The organism is Pseudomonas lutea, assembly GCF_000759445.1.
GTDB classification, from domain to species: domain Bacteria; phylum Pseudomonadota; class Gammaproteobacteria; order Pseudomonadales; family Pseudomonadaceae; genus Aquipseudomonas; species Aquipseudomonas lutea.
This window is the reverse complement of the sequence record NZ_JRMB01000002.1, coordinates 666274-681042: the sequence shown is the minus strand read 5'-3', so window position 1 is coordinate 681042 and position 14769 is coordinate 666274. Positions and strand designations below refer to the sequence as shown.

General features: G+C 61.5%; 15 protein-coding genes. 8 read left to right on the top strand and 7 right to left on the bottom strand.

The genetic code is table 11. The annotated features are described in order from the left end of the window. Nucleotides 1–12 precede the first annotated feature (12 nt). The 3 genes from LT42_RS15195 to LT42_RS15185 all read right to left on the bottom strand — a co-directional run bounded on the left by LT42_RS15195 (nucleotide 13) and on the right by LT42_RS15185 (nucleotide 2626). On the bottom strand, nucleotides 13–1062 hold the full coding sequence (locus LT42_RS15195; protein ID WP_037014576.1) for an alkene reductase: 1050 nt from the start codon (nucleotides 1060–1062) through the stop codon (nucleotides 13–15). 62 nt (nucleotides 1063–1124) lie between these two features. Continuing rightward, nucleotides 1125–2291, bottom strand: a complete 1167-nt coding sequence (locus tag LT42_RS15190; protein ID WP_037014574.1) for an MFS transporter — start codon at nucleotides 2289–2291, stop codon at nucleotides 1125–1127. 32 nt (nucleotides 2292–2323) lie between these two features. Then, nucleotides 2324–2626: an ArsR/SmtB family transcription factor gene (locus LT42_RS15185; protein WP_037014573.1), complete on the bottom strand. Its 303-nt coding sequence runs from the start codon at nucleotides 2624–2626 to the stop codon at nucleotides 2324–2326. A 288-nt stretch (nucleotides 2627–2914) separates the two neighbouring features. On the opposite strand from LT42_RS15185, the gene LT42_RS15180 reads away from it, so the two are divergent. Next, nucleotides 2915–3514 carry an acyl carrier protein phosphodiesterase gene (locus tag LT42_RS15180; RefSeq protein ID WP_037014569.1) on the top strand — a complete coding sequence of 200 codons (600 nt, stop codon included), beginning with the start codon at nucleotides 2915–2917 and terminating at the stop codon, nucleotides 3512–3514. Here LT42_RS15180 and LT42_RS15175 read toward each other — a convergent pair. Then, nucleotides 3472–4263 carry a lysophospholipid acyltransferase family protein gene (locus tag LT42_RS15175; RefSeq protein ID WP_037014566.1) on the bottom strand — a complete coding sequence of 264 codons (792 nt, stop codon included), beginning with the start codon at nucleotides 4261–4263 and terminating at the stop codon, nucleotides 3472–3474. The two genes, LT42_RS15180 and LT42_RS15175, sit on opposite strands and share 43 nt — an antisense overlap. Next, complete coding sequence (olsB, locus tag LT42_RS15170) at nucleotides 4263–5018, bottom strand: L-ornithine N(alpha)-acyltransferase (RefSeq protein WP_037014563.1); 756 nt, start codon at nucleotides 5016–5018, stop codon at nucleotides 4263–4265. Before olsB ends, LT42_RS15175 begins: the two co-directional genes overlap by 1 nt. A gap of 217 nt (nucleotides 5019–5235) precedes the next feature. Here olsB and LT42_RS15165 point away from each other — a divergent pair, with 217 nt between their 5' ends. The 3 genes from LT42_RS15165 (at nucleotide 5236) to LT42_RS15155 (ending at nucleotide 7966) form a co-directional block, all read left to right on the top strand. Next, nucleotides 5236–6324, top strand: a complete 1089-nt coding sequence (locus tag LT42_RS15165; protein WP_037014560.1) for a serine hydrolase domain-containing protein — start codon at nucleotides 5236–5238, stop codon at nucleotides 6322–6324. Further along, nucleotides 6321–6659, top strand: a complete 339-nt coding sequence (locus tag LT42_RS15160; RefSeq protein WP_037014557.1) for a hypothetical protein — start codon at nucleotides 6321–6323, stop codon at nucleotides 6657–6659. Before LT42_RS15165 ends, LT42_RS15160 begins: the two co-directional genes overlap by 4 nt. 149 nt (nucleotides 6660–6808) lie before the next feature. Next, nucleotides 6809–7966, top strand: coding sequence for a phospholipase D-like domain-containing protein (locus LT42_RS15155; RefSeq protein ID WP_037014554.1), 1158 nt, complete (start codon nucleotides 6809–6811; stop codon nucleotides 7964–7966). Nucleotides 7967–8039: 73 nt separating this feature from the next. On the opposite strand, the gene LT42_RS15150 is transcribed toward LT42_RS15155, so the two are convergent. Further along, nucleotides 8040–9563, bottom strand: a complete 1524-nt coding sequence (locus LT42_RS15150) for a fumarate hydratase (RefSeq protein ID WP_037014551.1) — start codon at nucleotides 9561–9563, stop codon at nucleotides 8040–8042. A 409-nt stretch (nucleotides 9564–9972) separates the two neighbouring features. Between LT42_RS15150 and LT42_RS15145 the strand changes: the two genes are divergently transcribed. Together LT42_RS15145 and LT42_RS15140 are read left to right on the top strand one after the other, a co-directional pair. Beyond that, nucleotides 9973–11079 (top strand): GGDEF domain-containing protein, encoded by a 1107-nt coding sequence (locus LT42_RS15145; protein WP_037014547.1) that lies wholly within the window; start codon nucleotides 9973–9975, stop codon nucleotides 11077–11079. Beyond that, nucleotides 11072–12010 carry an iron-sulfur-binding ferredoxin reductase gene (locus LT42_RS15140; RefSeq protein ID WP_037014540.1) on the top strand — a complete coding sequence of 313 codons (939 nt, stop codon included), beginning with the start codon at nucleotides 11072–11074 and terminating at the stop codon, nucleotides 12008–12010. The genes LT42_RS15145 and LT42_RS15140 overlap by 8 nt, the downstream gene beginning before the upstream one ends. Nucleotides 12011–12079: 69 nt before the next feature. Here LT42_RS15140 and pyk read toward each other — a convergent pair whose 3' ends face one another. Then, nucleotides 12080–13531: a pyruvate kinase gene (pyk, locus tag LT42_RS15135; RefSeq protein WP_037014538.1), complete on the bottom strand. Its 1452-nt coding sequence runs from the start codon at nucleotides 13529–13531 to the stop codon at nucleotides 12080–12082. A 179-nt stretch (nucleotides 13532–13710) separates the two neighbouring features. On the opposite strand from pyk, the gene LT42_RS15130 reads away from it, so the two are divergent. Further along, the gene (locus LT42_RS15130; protein ID WP_037014535.1) at nucleotides 13711–14085 is read left to right on the top strand and encodes a tetratricopeptide repeat protein; all 375 of its coding nucleotides are present in this window, start codon (nucleotides 13711–13713) and stop codon (nucleotides 14083–14085) included. 314 nt (nucleotides 14086–14399) lie between these two features. After that, nucleotides 14400–14759 (top strand): PilZ domain-containing protein, encoded by a 360-nt coding sequence (locus LT42_RS15125; protein WP_037014532.1) that lies wholly within the window; start codon nucleotides 14400–14402, stop codon nucleotides 14757–14759. The last annotated feature ends 10 nt before the right edge of the window (nucleotides 14760–14769 follow it).

Genomic DNA, 14769 nt, shown 5'->3' with positions numbered 1-14769 from the left:
CGTCCTCTCTACTTACAGCGTCGGATAATCCAGATACCCTTCGGCGCCCTTGCCGTAGAAGGTTTCGGGATGAGGTTCGTTGAGCGGTGCGTCTTTGGCAAGGCGCGCAGGCAAGTCCGGGTTGGCAATGAAAGGCACGCCGAATGCAACGGCGTCGGCCTTGCCGCTGGCGAGCCATTCGTTGGCGCTGGCTTTGGTGAATTTCTCGTTAGCGATGAACACGCCGCCGAACGCTTCTTTCAGGCGTGGGCCCAGGCTGTCGTCGAGTTCACGTTCGCGGGCGCAGATGAACGCGATGCCGCGCTTGCCCAGTTCACTGGCCACGTAAGTGAAAGTTTCGGCCAGGTTGGCGTCGCCCATGTCGTGGGAATCGGCACGCGGTGCCAGGTGCACGCCAACGCGGCCGGCGCCCCAGACCTCAATCGCAGCGTCGGTCACTTCCAGCAGCAGACGAGCGCGGTTTTCCAACGAACCGCCATAGGCGTCCGTACGGGTATTGGTGCTGCTTTGCAGGAACTGGTCGAGCAGATAACCGTTGGCGCCATGGATCTCCACGCCGTCAAAACCGGCGGCTTTGGCGTTCTCGGCACCGATGCGATAAGCGTCGACGACTTCCTCGATCTCGGCCAACTCCAGTGCACGCGGTGTCACGTAATCAGACAGCGGGCGCACCAGGCTCACATGGCCTTTTGGCTGAATGGCGCTCGGGGCCACCGGCGTTTCGCCGTTCAAGTAGCTCGGATGAGAAACACGGCCGACGTGCCACAGTTGCAGGACGATTTTGCCACCGGCGGCGTGTACCGCTTTGGTGACGTTCGACCAGCCGCGCACTTGATCATTGGACCAGATGCCCGGGGTGTCCGGGTAGCCAACGCCCATCGGCGTCACCGACGTGGCTTCGCTGATGATCAGGCCTGCCGAGGCGCGCTGGACGTAATACTCGGCCATCATCGCGTTGGGCACTCGGCCTTCGTCGGCGCGGCAGCGGGTCAGCGGCGCCATGATGATGCGGTTGGGCAATTCCAGGTCGCCCATTTTGATGGGGTCAAAAATCGTGGTCATCGGAATAAAGTCCTCAGTGGAATCGGTAATGGGTGGATCCGCAGTTGCAAATATCGGGTGCATCAGCTCGTCGCAGGCGCCAACTCGGCATCGCTGCGCTGACGAAAATTGATCAGGGTCACCAGCAGCGCCAGCACGGCCAACGCACCGGCGGCCAGCGGGACAGTGGTAAGGCCGAAGCCGTGGGCAATGACGCTGCCGCCGACCCATGCGCCGAGCGCGTTGCCCACGTTGAAGGCGCCGATGTTCAGGGTCGACACCAGATTGGGCGCAGCTTTGCCGAAGGTCACGACGTTGATCTGCAGGGCAGGGACGGCAGCGAACGCAGCGGTGGCCCAGAGGAACAGGGTGACTTCGGCAGGGATCAGCGCCGTGCTGGTCCAGCTCAGTACCGTGGAAATGACGGCCATGGCAATGAACACGCCGATGAGCGTCGCGGCAAGCCGCCGGTCAGCGAGTTTGCCGCCGATGATGTTGCCCAGCGTCAGGCCGAGACCGATCAGCATCAGCGTCCAGGTCACGCCCAGAGGCGAGACCCCGGTGACCTCGCCCAGCAGTGGCGCAACGTAGGTGAAGAGGGCGAACACCGACGCCGCGAACAGCGCCGTCATGCTCAACGACAACCAGATTCCCACGCCCTTAAGTGCTGCGAGTTCGGCGCGCATGTCGAGCTTCTCTTCGTCCCGCTTGCTCGGCAGAAAGCGGATCAGCCCGATGAAAGCGATGATGCCGATCACTGTTACCGCGAAGAACGTCGAGCGCCAGCCGGCTTGCTGGCCCAGCGCGGTGCCCAGTGGCACGCCCAGCACGTTGGCCAGGGTCAGGCCGGTGAACATCAATGCAACCGCTGAAGCACGACGGTTGGCCGGCACCAGACCCGCCGCCACCACCGAGCCGATGCCGAAGAATGCCCCGTGACACAGCGCCGTGACGACGCGGGCGAACATCAGAATGTTGTAGTCCGCCGCCAGTGCGCAGAGCAGGTTGCCGATGATGAAAATCCCCATCAGCGTCACCAGTGCGGCCTTGCGCGGCAGTCTTGAAGTGGCCATGGCCATGAAGGGTGCGCCAATGGCGACGCCCAGGGCGTAGCCGGTGACCAGCCAGCCTGCGCCGGGAATGCTCACGCCCAGGTCGCGAGCGACGTCCGGAAGCAAACCCATGATGACGAACTCGGTTGTCCCGATGGCAAAGGCGCTCAGGGCCAGAATGAGAAGTGAAAGGGGCACGTGCGTCTCCTGAATCGGTAGGTGGCGATGGCTCAGAGCCGCTCGGCCAGTTGTTGCAAGAAGGCCTGAATGACGGCGTCGTTGCGTTTGAAGAAATGCCACTGGCCATGCTTCTGGCTGGTGATCAGCCCGGCGCGCTGCAGGGTCGCCAGGTGCGCTGAAATCGTTGATTGCGACAGTCCGGCGCGCTGGTCGATCTGCCCGGCACAGACGCCGCCGTCGACCGTGTGATGCTGGTCGGGGAAGGTCGCCGCGGGATCTTTCAACCAGTCCAGGATTTGACGCCGCACCGGGTGCGCGAGGGCTTTGATGATTTCGTCGATGTCGATTGGCATGTCGTTCTCAGGGCAGTAGCGCTGTATCGCGAAAGAGCGAACTTTATATCTATAAATCGCGATATACAAATATGAAGTCGTGCTTAGCCGCTCGCAGATGGTTATATCGGGCTAATGAATGGGAGGTTGATCGCTCCGAAAGGTGACCGCGCGGGCGGTCGGGTGTGCGCAAAGTCACTTTACAGCCGCGCTGAATATGGCGAATGTACGGAGGCTTCACGAACCACTTCGCTCCACGAATTCAAGGCCGGCGGTGTTTCACGTCAGACGGCAATAAGGCAAGGCCCCATGAATTACCTCGCACACCTGCACCTCGGCGGCCCGGCGCCAGCGCAATTGCTGGGCAGCTTGTACGGCGACTTCGTCAAGGGGCTGCTGCCCGGTCGTTTTCCCATCGATATCGAACAGGGGATCCGGCTGCACCGGCGTATCGATGCGTTCACCGATTCGCATCCGCTGATCAAGCAGGCGCTGGGAAGATTTCCCGAAGCGCGCCGACGCTATGCCGGCATTGCACTGGACGTATTTTTCGATCACTGCCTGGCGCGGGATTGGCATCGGTACTCCGATGAGCCGCTGGATGACTTCACGGCCAGGGTTTACCGCGTGCTGGCTGACGAACCTGTACTGCCGGAGCGGCTGGCGTTGGTTGCACCGCGCATGGCTGCCCAGGACTGGCTCGGTTCGTACCGTGATTTTTCGGTGGTGGGCGCGGCCCTCGCGGGGATATCGCGACGCCTTTCACGCCCCGAAGGGCTGGCCGGCGTCTACGAAGAGCTGCAAGCGTTGTATCAACCGCTAAGCGATGACTTCAGCGCGTTTTATCCTGAAGTCCGCGCGTTTGCTCAAGCCGCTTTGGCGGCAGAGCGCAGCGGCATGGCAGGCTGAGCCGCTTCACCAAACAGCGCGACCTTCACTGCGTCCTGTGCTTCAAACGCCAGCGCTGCACGTTCCTTGCCGCGAGACGCGATGGGCGATAGCAGCTGGATATGCACTTCACTCACGTCATTGGCGAACAGCCGCCGCAAGTGCGACAGCAGATCGTCGTCGCCGATGAAGGGCGCAATGGGGTCCGGGCGGCCGTCGCGCAGGTACTGGATGGCCACGGGTTGCAGCGCCACACCGGTTTCAATCGCGCTCGAGAGTAACCGGCCATGAAAGGTGCGCAGGCTGCGGCCATCAGTGGTCGTGCCTTCCGGGAAGATCACCAGCGAATGCCTGGCGACGAGATGCTGACCCATTTGCTTCTGAATCAGCTTGCTGTCGCCCGAACCCCTGCGAATGAACAGGGTGCCGGCCTTCAGGGCCAGCCAGCCAGCCACCGGCCAGGTGCGCACCTCGGCTTTGGACAGGAACGACAGCGGTGCCAGCATCCCCAGCAGTGGAATGTCCGTCCAGGACACATGATTGCTCACCCACAGCATGGGCTCGCGCGGCAGGGTGCCGCTCACCTTCACCCGGAACGGCAGCGCCGCACTCAGGCGCCTCATGAACCAGGCAGTCCAGCGCTGCCGACGCACCATTGAGTTGCCGATGCGCAAGCGCTCCATCAACGTAAACGTGCCGGCGATGGCCAGACCCAGGCCGATCACCCAGAGCACCCGGGCCACACGCGCATGGCTGCGCAACCTGCTCATTAAACCGCTGCCTTGAAATGGCGGGCGTAGCGCGGGCACAACTCGTCGCGCTTGAGCAGAATGAACACGTCGGCAACCTGAAAGTCTTCGTCCCAGCACGGTTCGCCGCAGATCTTCGCGCCCAGGCGCATGTAGGCCTTGAGCAGGGGCGGCATTTCACAGATCACGTTGTTGGGCAGGTCCATCTTCGGCAGCGGATTCTTAGGCTCGGCGCGCAGGTGTTCAGTGCACAGATAGCGTTCGCGCAGGCGTTGCATGATCGCGTGGGCCTGCACGCCGCCGTCCTGCATCGGGATGCTCGCGCAGCCCATCAGGTAGCTGTAGCCGCCTTCGTTGAGGATTTCCGCCAGCTCGCTCCACAACACGGCGATGGTGCCGCCGTTGCGGTAGGCCGGGTCAACGCAGGTCCGGCCGAGTTCGAGGATCGGACCCTGCAAATGGCCGAGGCCATGCAGGCTGAATTCTTCTTCGCTGTAGAAGCGGCCCAGCGTATTGGCCGCCTTGTGGTCCAGCAAGCGGGTGGTGGCGACCAGGCGGCCGCTGCTCAGGTCACGCACGCCGATGTGCATGCAGTGGACGTCGTAATCATCCATGTCCAGGCCCAGTTCGGCACCCTTGAGCCTGGCGTTGAACTCGCCGCTGAACACACTGAAGCGCAACGCCTGTGCTTCCTGCAGGGCCTTCCCACCGATCAGGCGCTCAGCCTGCAGGCGACGTTCGGTTCGGGTGTCTCGAATGCTGGCGATCTGAGTCATGCGGCGTCTCCGTAATCCAGCCTTCGTCCAGGCTGGTCGACTGATTGTTCGAGCATTGCTGTACGGATTCAGGCTAGGGAGGGGCCGTGTCACGACCATTAAGCTTTGGTGATGGTTGCGTGACAGGGGTTTGCGTTCAGTTGGCGTTCAGTTTTCGTTCAAGGCGCTGTCATTATTCCCTGTTACGTTTGCTTGCATCCGCGCCCGAGAGCCTTCCATGACCCGCCTGATGTTTACCCTCGCGCTGTTGATCATCAGCTGTTCTGCCGCCGCCGAAACCTGGCCTTCCGCGCAGTGGTCCGAGCGACCGACTACTCGAAATGAAGCCGTTTCCGCCCTTGAGAGCTACGCCTTCCCGGCCCGCGACGAAGCCACCCGCAAAGGCGTGCGCACGGACGCGCTGCTGATCATTCACAACGGCGAAGTGGTGTATGAACGCTATGGCGGCGTGACCCAGGCAGACACCCCGCACCTGACCTGGTCGATCAGCAAAAGCATTCTGGCGAGCGTGCTCGGGGTTGCCTTTGGCGAAGGCCGTTTCAAGCTTGAAGACCCGGTGGCGACGTTTTATCCGCCGTTCAATGTTCATCCCGACATCAAGCTCCAGGACCTTTTGCACTGGGCTTCCGGGCTGGACTGGCAGGAAGATTATGAGTACGCGCCACTCAACTCATCCGTGGTGTCGATGCTCTACACCCGCGGACGCGGTGACATGGCGCGGTACACCGCCGAGCACGGCGTCGCCAGTGCGCCGGGCACTTCCTACCGTTACTCCAGCGGCGACAGCACCGTCCTCGCGGCCGCGCTGAAAACCATGGTCGGGGAAACCGCATACGCCGATTACCCGTGGACCGCACTCTTCGAACCGCTCGGAATCACCAGCGCGACGTGGGAGCGTGACGCCACAGGCACGTTCGTTGGTTCTTCCTACGCCTACATGACGGCGCGTGACCTGGCACGCATCGGTCTACTGATGCAACGACGCGGCCGCTGGCAAGACCGTCAGCTGCTGCCCCAAGCCTGGGTTGATTTCAATCTCAAGCCGTTCAAATCCCTGACCCCGACGGACGAAGCACCGGGCGGACACTGGTGGCTGAACACCACGGCGGACGGCAAAGCAGGACCGTGGCCCGATGCGCCGGCAGACACCTTTGCCGCGCTTGGGCATTGGGGGCAGGCGCTCTACGTCATCCCGAGTGCGGGGCTGGTGATCGTTCGATACGCCGACGATCGCGACGGCAGCTATGACCACAACCAACTGCTGAAACTGGCGCTGAAGGCTGTAGTCGGGGAGGGTGACAAATGAACGCTCGCAAATCATTTATCCGACGCCGCCCGTTCAGCAGTCTCGTCTTATTGTTGCTGGTCATCATCGCCGGCCTGATCTGGAACTGGCGCGTGCAGCTGCAGGTATTCCCCAGCATCATCAGCGCATACACCGCCAAGGAGTACTGCTCATGCCGCTTCGTCATGAATGCGCCGGCGGAGTATTGCCACAGCTACGTCAAGCAGTGGCTGCCCAGCACGATTGACGAAGACAGCCTGAGCAAGCGCATCACCGCCACAGGGCTGGGCCGCGGGAGCACTGCGCAGTGGGAGGGCCCGCGACAGGGCTGCCGGTTGTTGCCGCCAGTGCCATAGAACGTTGAAGTTTGCCAGCGGTCAGACAGGCGGATAGGGTTGCCCATCGCACCCTCTGGAGTTCGCATGCCCATTCGTCTTCCTTCTTCGCCTGCCTGCGCTTCAAGTGCCACCGATGCCTGCGAATTGATCGCCATGGCGACTCGCTCATGAGGGGTGCGATCTTCCCGTGGCGCGAAGAAAACCAGTTCGACCTGCTGATTGACGGCCCGGCTTTTTTCCCGCGAATGATCGCCGCCATCGAAGGCGCACAGCACCAAATCGAACTCGAGCTGTATCTGGTGGAAGCCGGGGCGTGTGCCGAAGCGGTGGTGCAGGCGCTGGTGGGAGCGGCGCAGCGCGGCGTGATTGTGCGCTGCCTGTTCGATGGCTTCGGCTCGGCGGCGTTCACGATCGGCCTGCGCAAACGGCTGACCGAGGCCGGAGTGATTTTGCGGATCTATAACCCTGTCCATTGGCAGCGAGGCCTGCGCAACCTTTATCGAGATCACCGCAAGCTGCTGCTGGTCGACAAAGAGCTGGCGGTGGTGGGCGGCACGGGTGTGACTGACGAATTCTGGCGCCCGGACGTGAACAGCAGTGAATGGCATGAAGTCATGGTCGAAATCCGCGGCCCCATGGTGGTGGACTGGCAAATGCTGTTCGACCGGCAGTTTCACGCCAACCCCCGGCGACGGGCATGGCGGCCAGCGGAGAAGTTTGGCTTGCCGCGCCTGCCCAGAGCGCCGTTTGGCGGAGAGGGACTGGGGCGCGTGGCGTATGCCGACTCCCGCCAGAACAAGGACATTGTGCAGTCGCTGGTACGCGCCCTGAATACCGCTGAAACGCGCATCTGGCTGGCGACGCCTTATTTCCTGCCCACCTGGAAAGTCCGCCGTGCGCTGCGTCGTGCGTCCTCGCGTGGCGTAGACGTGCGCCTGTTACTGACCGGACCGCGCACCGATCACCCATCGGTTCGCTACGCCGGCCACCGTTACTACCCGCGCTTGCTCAAGGCGCAGGTGAGGATATTCGAATACCAGCCGTGCTTCCTGCACCTGAAGATGGTGCTGATCGACGATTGGGTGAGTGTGGGTTCGTGCAACTTCGACCACTGGAATCTGCGCTTCAATCTGGAAGCCAACCTTGAGGCGATCGACCCGGCGCTTACCCTTGCGGTAGCCGACAGTTTCACCCGTGATTTTGCCGTGAGCAGCGAAGTCAGCCTGAAGGACTGGAAATCCCGGCCCTTGTGGCGGCGGGTGCAACAGCGGGTGTGGGGGTGGCTGGACCGGTTGGTGGTCAATGTGCTGGATCGGCGCGGTTAGCCCACAATCAACCGTGGCCCACAAAAAAGCCCGACACGCAGGTCGGGCTTTTTCGTTTTAACGCTCGAAACGCTTACTGCACTTCCACCGCCAGGCTCTCACTGATCTTCTTCTGCCAGATGGCAGGACCGGTGATGTGAACCGACTCGCCCTTGCTGTCGACCGCGACAGTGACCGGCATGTCCTTGACCTCAAACTCGTAGATCGCTTCCATGCCCAGTTCCGGGAAAGCCAGTACCTGGGATTTCTTGATGGCCTGCGCCACAAGATAAGCGGCGCCACCGACGGCCATCAGGTAAACGGCTTTGTTGTCCCTGATTGCTTCGATGGCGGTCGGGCCGCGCTCGGACTTGCCGATCATGCCCAACAGGCCGGTCTGCTCAAGGATCTGACGAGTGAATTTGTCCATACGCGTGGCCGTTGTAGGACCGGCAGGCCCCACCACTTCGTCACCGACCGGATCGACCGGGCCAACGTAGTAGATGAACCGGCCTTTCAAGTCCACCGGCAGGCTTTCACCCTTGTTGAGCATTTCAACCATGCGCTTGTGCGCGGCGTCGCGGCCGGTGAGCATCTTGCCGTTGAGCAGGACGGTTTCGCCCGGCTTCCAGCTCTGCACGTCTTCCGGTGTCAGGGTGTCGAGGTTGACGCGGCGAGCCGACGGGCCGGCTTCCCAGACGATCTCAGGGTAGGCATCCAGCGGCGGCGCTTCGAGGGAAGCAGGGCCGGAGCCATCGAGCACGAAATGAGCGTGACGGGTGGCGGCACAGTTGGGGATCATGCAGACCGGCAGCGAGGCGGCGTGGGTCGGGTAATCCATGATCTTGACATCGAGCACGGTGGTCAGACCGCCGAGGCCCTGGGCACCGATGCCCAACTGGTTGACCTTCTCGAACAGCTCCAGACGCATTTCTTCCAGCTTGTTTGACGGGCCGCGTGCCTTCAGCTCGTGGATGTCGATGGATTCCATCAAGACTTCCTTGGCCATGACTGCCGCTTTCTCGGCGGTGCCGCCGATGCCGATCCCCAGCATGCCCGGCGGGCACCAGCCAGCACCCATCGTCGGCACGGTTTTCAGCACCCAGTCGACGATTGAGTCGGAGGGGTTGAGCATCGCCATTTTCGATTTGTTTTCCGAGCCGCCACCTTTGGCCGCTACGTCCACTTCCACGGTATTGCCGGGGACAATGGAGTAGTGGATCACGGCAGGGGTGTTGTCCTTGGTGTTCTTGCGGGCACCGGCCGGATCGGCGAGGATCGAGGCGCGCAGGACGTTTTCCGGCAAATTGTAGGCGCGACGCACGCCTTCGTTGATCATGTCGTCCAGGCCCATGGTGGCGCCATCCCAGCGCACGTCCATGCCGACGCGGACAAAAACGGTGACGATGCCGGTGTCCTGGCAGATCGGGCGATGGCCGGTGGCGCACATGCGCGAATTGATCAGAATCTGGGCCATGGAGTCGCGTGCAGCGGGGGACTCTTCACGCAGGTAGGCCTCGTGCATGGCCTGGATGAAATCCACGGGGTGGTAGTAGGAAATGAACTGCAAGGCGTCAGCGACACTCTGGATCAGGTCATCTTGCTTGATCACGGTCATTGGGCGCGCTCCTCTGATTTGGCGGGAACATTCGATTTGCGGGTGGCGACAGTACCGCTAATATCAGACGCCTGCATCATGATCAGGTGTCGGATAGCCGGGCGACACATCGGCAGTCGGCTTGAAAAGGCGCGGCAGTATAACCCGAGGCCCAATCTGGTACATCTGCCGGCGATGAATCAATAGTCCTCATCGCTCGACACGCTGAGTGATACATGGATGAAACAGATCGTTACGGCTGTCTGGTAGACAGGAATTTGAATAGTCATTTTTTGGCGCAAGCACTACAGTGGCAAGCTGCCTGCATTACCGCGCATGGCGCAGAATTGCCTTGATCTGGTGGCTTGAAGTAGTACAGGTCATCTTGCCGGTACGGGACGGATCCTTAATACCCATGATGAGTCAACGAGTGACTGCCCAAACCATCCAGCGTTTATTGCTGAAACGCTTCGCACTTGCTACCGGCACCTACGTGCTGGGGCTGATGCTCGTATGGATGGCCTATTTTACCGGCTATTACCATGCGTCCTTCTTCGGCATCTGGTGCACCAGCGTGCTGGTGCTCTTCTGCCAGGCTGCCCTGAGCCTGGTGTTCTTTGGAGGATACAACCGGCGTTTCAAAGACCCCAGCCTGACCGAGTTCCAGGTGCTGGTGGGGCTGGGCTGGCAGACGTTTCTGATCAGCCACGTCGAGTCCGCGCGCGGCACCTTTCTGGTGGTGTACGTCTTGGTGCTGATGTTCGGTCTGTTTCATTTGCGGCCCAGTGTCTTCGCCCGGTGCGCTTTTTTTGCGCTGCTGGGATTCGCCGGCGTCAATCTCTGGGACGCCAGCCACGGACGACTCGCTGATCCGGGCCTTGCCGTGATTCAAACCTGTGCGCTGTTTATCGTTTTCTCCTGGCTGTGCCTGTTTGCGCGGTTCGTGCAGAACTCGCGCAACCGTATGCATCAGCGCCGGATTACCCTGCAGGCGCACCAGGAAACCCTTCGCGGGATGATGCTGCAGCTCGAGGAACTGGCCTCCACCGACGAACTGACCAATCTCTATAACCGCCGTCACTTCTTGCGCATTGCCACCCGCGAGCTGGAGCACATGGATGGCAATTACACCGCCGGGCTGGCCTTGATCGATCTTGACCATTTCAAGCGGGTCAACGACATTCACGGCCACGCGGCCGGTGACCGGGTGCTGCAGATGTTCGGTAAAATCGCGGCGCAATGCCTGCGATCCGACGATATCCTCGCGCGCTATGGCGGTGAGGAGTTCGTGCTGCTGATCCCGCGCTGCACGCGTGCGCAATTGGTCGATTGCTGCGAGCGCATCAGGCTGGCGTTCACCCGCGTCACGCTGCCCGAATTTCCCGAGCTGGACCTGAGCCTTTCGATCGGCATGTCCGTGATCGAGCGCGGCGACCTTATGGATCGGGCATTGCAGCGCGCCGACCAGTCGCTGTATCGCGCCAAGCATCAGGGCCGCAACCGTTGTCACGGCGCCTGGGATTACGCCGATGCCTGATGTCCGTGCAGGCGGCCGACGATGGTCGGTCGCGCCTGCCAGCAATCTGCTCGACGCCCTTAACGAGGCTGGGTTTTTGGTGCCCTACAGCTGTCGCGCCGGCAGTTGCCACGCGTGCATGGTGCGCTGCATTTCGGGCGAACCGCTGGACGCCGCGCCCGAGGCACTGAGCGCTGAAAAACGTGCCCAGGGCTGGCGACTGGCGTGTCAGTGCCGAGTCGTCGACGACCTGGCCGTCGAAGTTTTCGACCCCTTGAACGATGGCTTGCCAGCGCAGGTCACGGCGGCGGACTGGCTAAGCCCATCGGTCCTGCGCTTGCGCCTCTCCCCTGAGCGGGCGCTGCGCTATCGCGCTGGCCAGCATCTGGTGCTGTGGACCGCGAGCGGCGTCGCGCGGCCCTACTCGTTGGCGAGCGTGCCGGGGGATGATCCGTTTTTGGAGTTTCATATCGAATGCCATCGTACGGGTGCTTTCGTCGACGTCGCCCGTACGTTGCAGCCTGGCGATTCGGTTCGCCTCGGTGAGCTGCGCGGCGGCGCATTGCATTACGATCCCGACTGGCAGGACCGGCCGTTGTTGCTGCTGGCGGCGGGCACCGGGTTGGGCCCGCTGTGGGGCGTGTTGCGAGAGGCTTTGCGGCAGGGTCATCGGGGTGACATCCGCTTGCTGCACCTGGCGCGAGACACGCAGGAGCATTACTTGCACCTGGCGCTGAACGAGTTGGCGCACCGGCACCCGAATCTCTCCGTGGACTCGGTCGAGACGGCGCAGTTTGCGACGCTGCTTGGCGGGTTACGGGTGACATCCCGTCAGACGGTCGCGCTGGTGTGCGGATCGCCTGCGAGCGTCGAGGCATTTTCCAAAAGGCTGTTCATCACCGGCTTGCCGCGCGGGCAGTTGCTGGCGGATGTGTTCGTGGAGAAAGGCTGAGCTGACCCGCATTAACGAAAAAGCCCCGCGCTCTCACGAGGCGGGGCTTTTTCAGTCCTGCGGTGCTGCTTAAACCATTGGATCGCCAACGTGCAGAATCTTCATGCCGTTGGTGCCGCCGATGGTGTGGTAGCTATCGCCTTTGGTCAGAATGACCCAGTCGCCTTGCTCAACCAGGCCACGCTTGACCAACTCATCCACAGCCGACTGGCTGACTTGACCTGCCGGCAAGGCCGCCGGGTCGAACGGGATGGTGTAAACGCCGCGAAACATCGCCGCGCGAGCCTGAGTAGCGCGATGCGGGGAGAAGGCGTAGATCGGCACCGAGGAACGGATGCGCGACATGATCAGCGGCGTATAGCCACTTTCGGTCAACGCGATGATCGCTTTCACGCCAGGGAAGTGGTTGGCGGTGTACATGGCGGCCAGCGCAATGCTTTCGTCACAACGGGTGAACGAGTGACCGATGCGGTGGCTGGAGGTCTTGCCGGTCGGATGACGCTCGGCGCCGACGCAGATCCGCGCCATCGCTTCAACGGCTTCTACCGGGTAGGAGCCGGCGGCGCTTTCTGCCGACAGCATGACCGCGTCGGTGTAGTCGAGCACGGCGTTGGCCACGTCCGATACTTCAGCGCGAGTGGGCATGGGGCTGGAGATCATCGACTCCATCATCTGCGTCGCAACGATGACGGCCTTGTTATGGCGACGGGCGTGCAGGATGATTTTTTTCTGGATGCCCACCAGCTCGGCGTCGCCGATTTCCACGCCCAGGTCGCCGCGGGCAACCATGACCGCGTCACTGGCGCGAATCAGCGCGTCGAGGGTTTCGTCGTCTGCCACGGCTTCGGCGCGTTCGATCTTCGCCACCAGCCAAGCGGTACCACCGGATTCGTCACGCAGTTTGCGCGCGTATTCCATGTCGGCAGCGTCGCGCGGGAACGAAACGGCCAGGTAGTCCAGGTCCATCTCGGCGGCGAGCTTGATGTCCTGCTTGTCTTTCTCGGTCAGCGCTGGCGCCGTGAGGCCGCCGCCGCGACGGTTGATACCTTTGTGATCCGACAGCGGACCGCCGATGGTCACGGTGCAATGCAGTGCATCGGCAGTCTGGGTGTCAACGCGCATGACCACGCGCCCGTCGTCCAGCAGCAGCTCGTCGCCGACGCCGCAATCCTTGACCAGATCGGGGTAATCGATACCAACGATGTCCTGGGTGCCTTCGGTCAGAGGATGGCTGGTGGAGAAGGTGAATTTGTCACCCACCTTCAGCTCGATCTTCTTGTTGACGAATTTGGCGATGCGGATCTTCGGGCCTTGCAGGTCGCCCAGCAACGCGACGAATCGGCCGTTCTTGGCGGCGATGTCGCGGATCAGCTTCGCGCGAGCCTTGTGCTCGTCGGGCGTGCCGTGGGAGAAGTTCAGGCGGGCGACGTCCAGGCCGGCGAGAATCAACTTCTCGATGACTTCCGGCGAATTACTGGCAGGGCCCAGTGTGGCTACGATTTTGGTGCGGCGAACGGTCATGCACAAACTCCTTAAATGAAGCGCAGCGAGAGGCTACTACTGTATTGCTCTGTAGTCATTGTTCGTTTGCACTACCCGGGCGCCGAATCGCTGGTCACGGGGCGGTGTGCGGGGGCGCAAATCGGCCTTGAAGAAATTGGTCGATACGCCGATACAAGGGCTGAGCACAGGAGACTCTCATGCGAATCGTGATGATATTAGTGGCGCTGTTGGCCTTGGGTGGCTGCACCCGTTGGGCGATGAACAGCCATTTGAACAATGCCAACCGCGCCTACGCCCAAGGCGACTGTGACGCAGTGATGTACAACTTGTCCAAAGTCGACCGGGAGAGCCGTTCACGTCGCTATGTGCAGCCCGAGGTCTCGATGTTGCGCGGCCAGTGCCTGGAACGCCAGAAGTTCTACATGGACGCGGTCCAGACCTACCAGTTCATCATCACTCAATACCCCGAAAGCGAGTACGCGTTCCGGGCCAAGGCCCGCCTCGATACGCTTCATCAGCTGGGCCACGACAACCTGGCGCCGCCCGCGACGCCACGGCCTGCGTCACGCTAGTTACACCCGAGTGGATGTACGGTTACGTTTTCGGGTGGATATCCGAGAAACCTGAGCTAGGCTGCGATGGGTAGGGAGCTAAGTATTAAGCATCGGTGGCGCATGCCGTCGTTGCTCAATGCATGGCGATGTTTGCGTTTATCGGTAAATCGGATGGGCAGCAGTGACTTTTGCCTATGCCGGCTGAGTCAGAGAACGTCATCGTTTTTTCAATGATGGATTCTGGCATTACACGGGTCTGGCAGTTCCGTGCGAGCGAATCCCAAAGCACTAGCGCGGCCATGCTCAATGGTCATCTCAGGGCGAGTGTCCGAATGCTGAACGAAAGACGAATAGAGCGTCATCAACTGCCTTACTACCTGCAAGTGTTCAACCGGTACACCGACAGACCGATGGGCTGTCTGGGAAACGTGTCGGAGCAGGGTCTGATGCTGATCAGTGATCTGCCCATTCTGGTCGGGGCCGATTTTCAGTTGCGCCTCAAGGTACCGGACGGCAAGAACGGTTTGTACAACATCGATATTGATGCGAGCTGCCTCTGGTGCCAGGAAGATGAAACCCCACGGGTGTTCGATTCCGGTTTTCGCTTGCAAACAGCACCGGCTGAATACTTCGTGCTGATCCAGGCGTTGCAGCGTTATTTCAGTTTCTACTCGCTGGAAGCCTCCGCTTGAGGACTGGCGC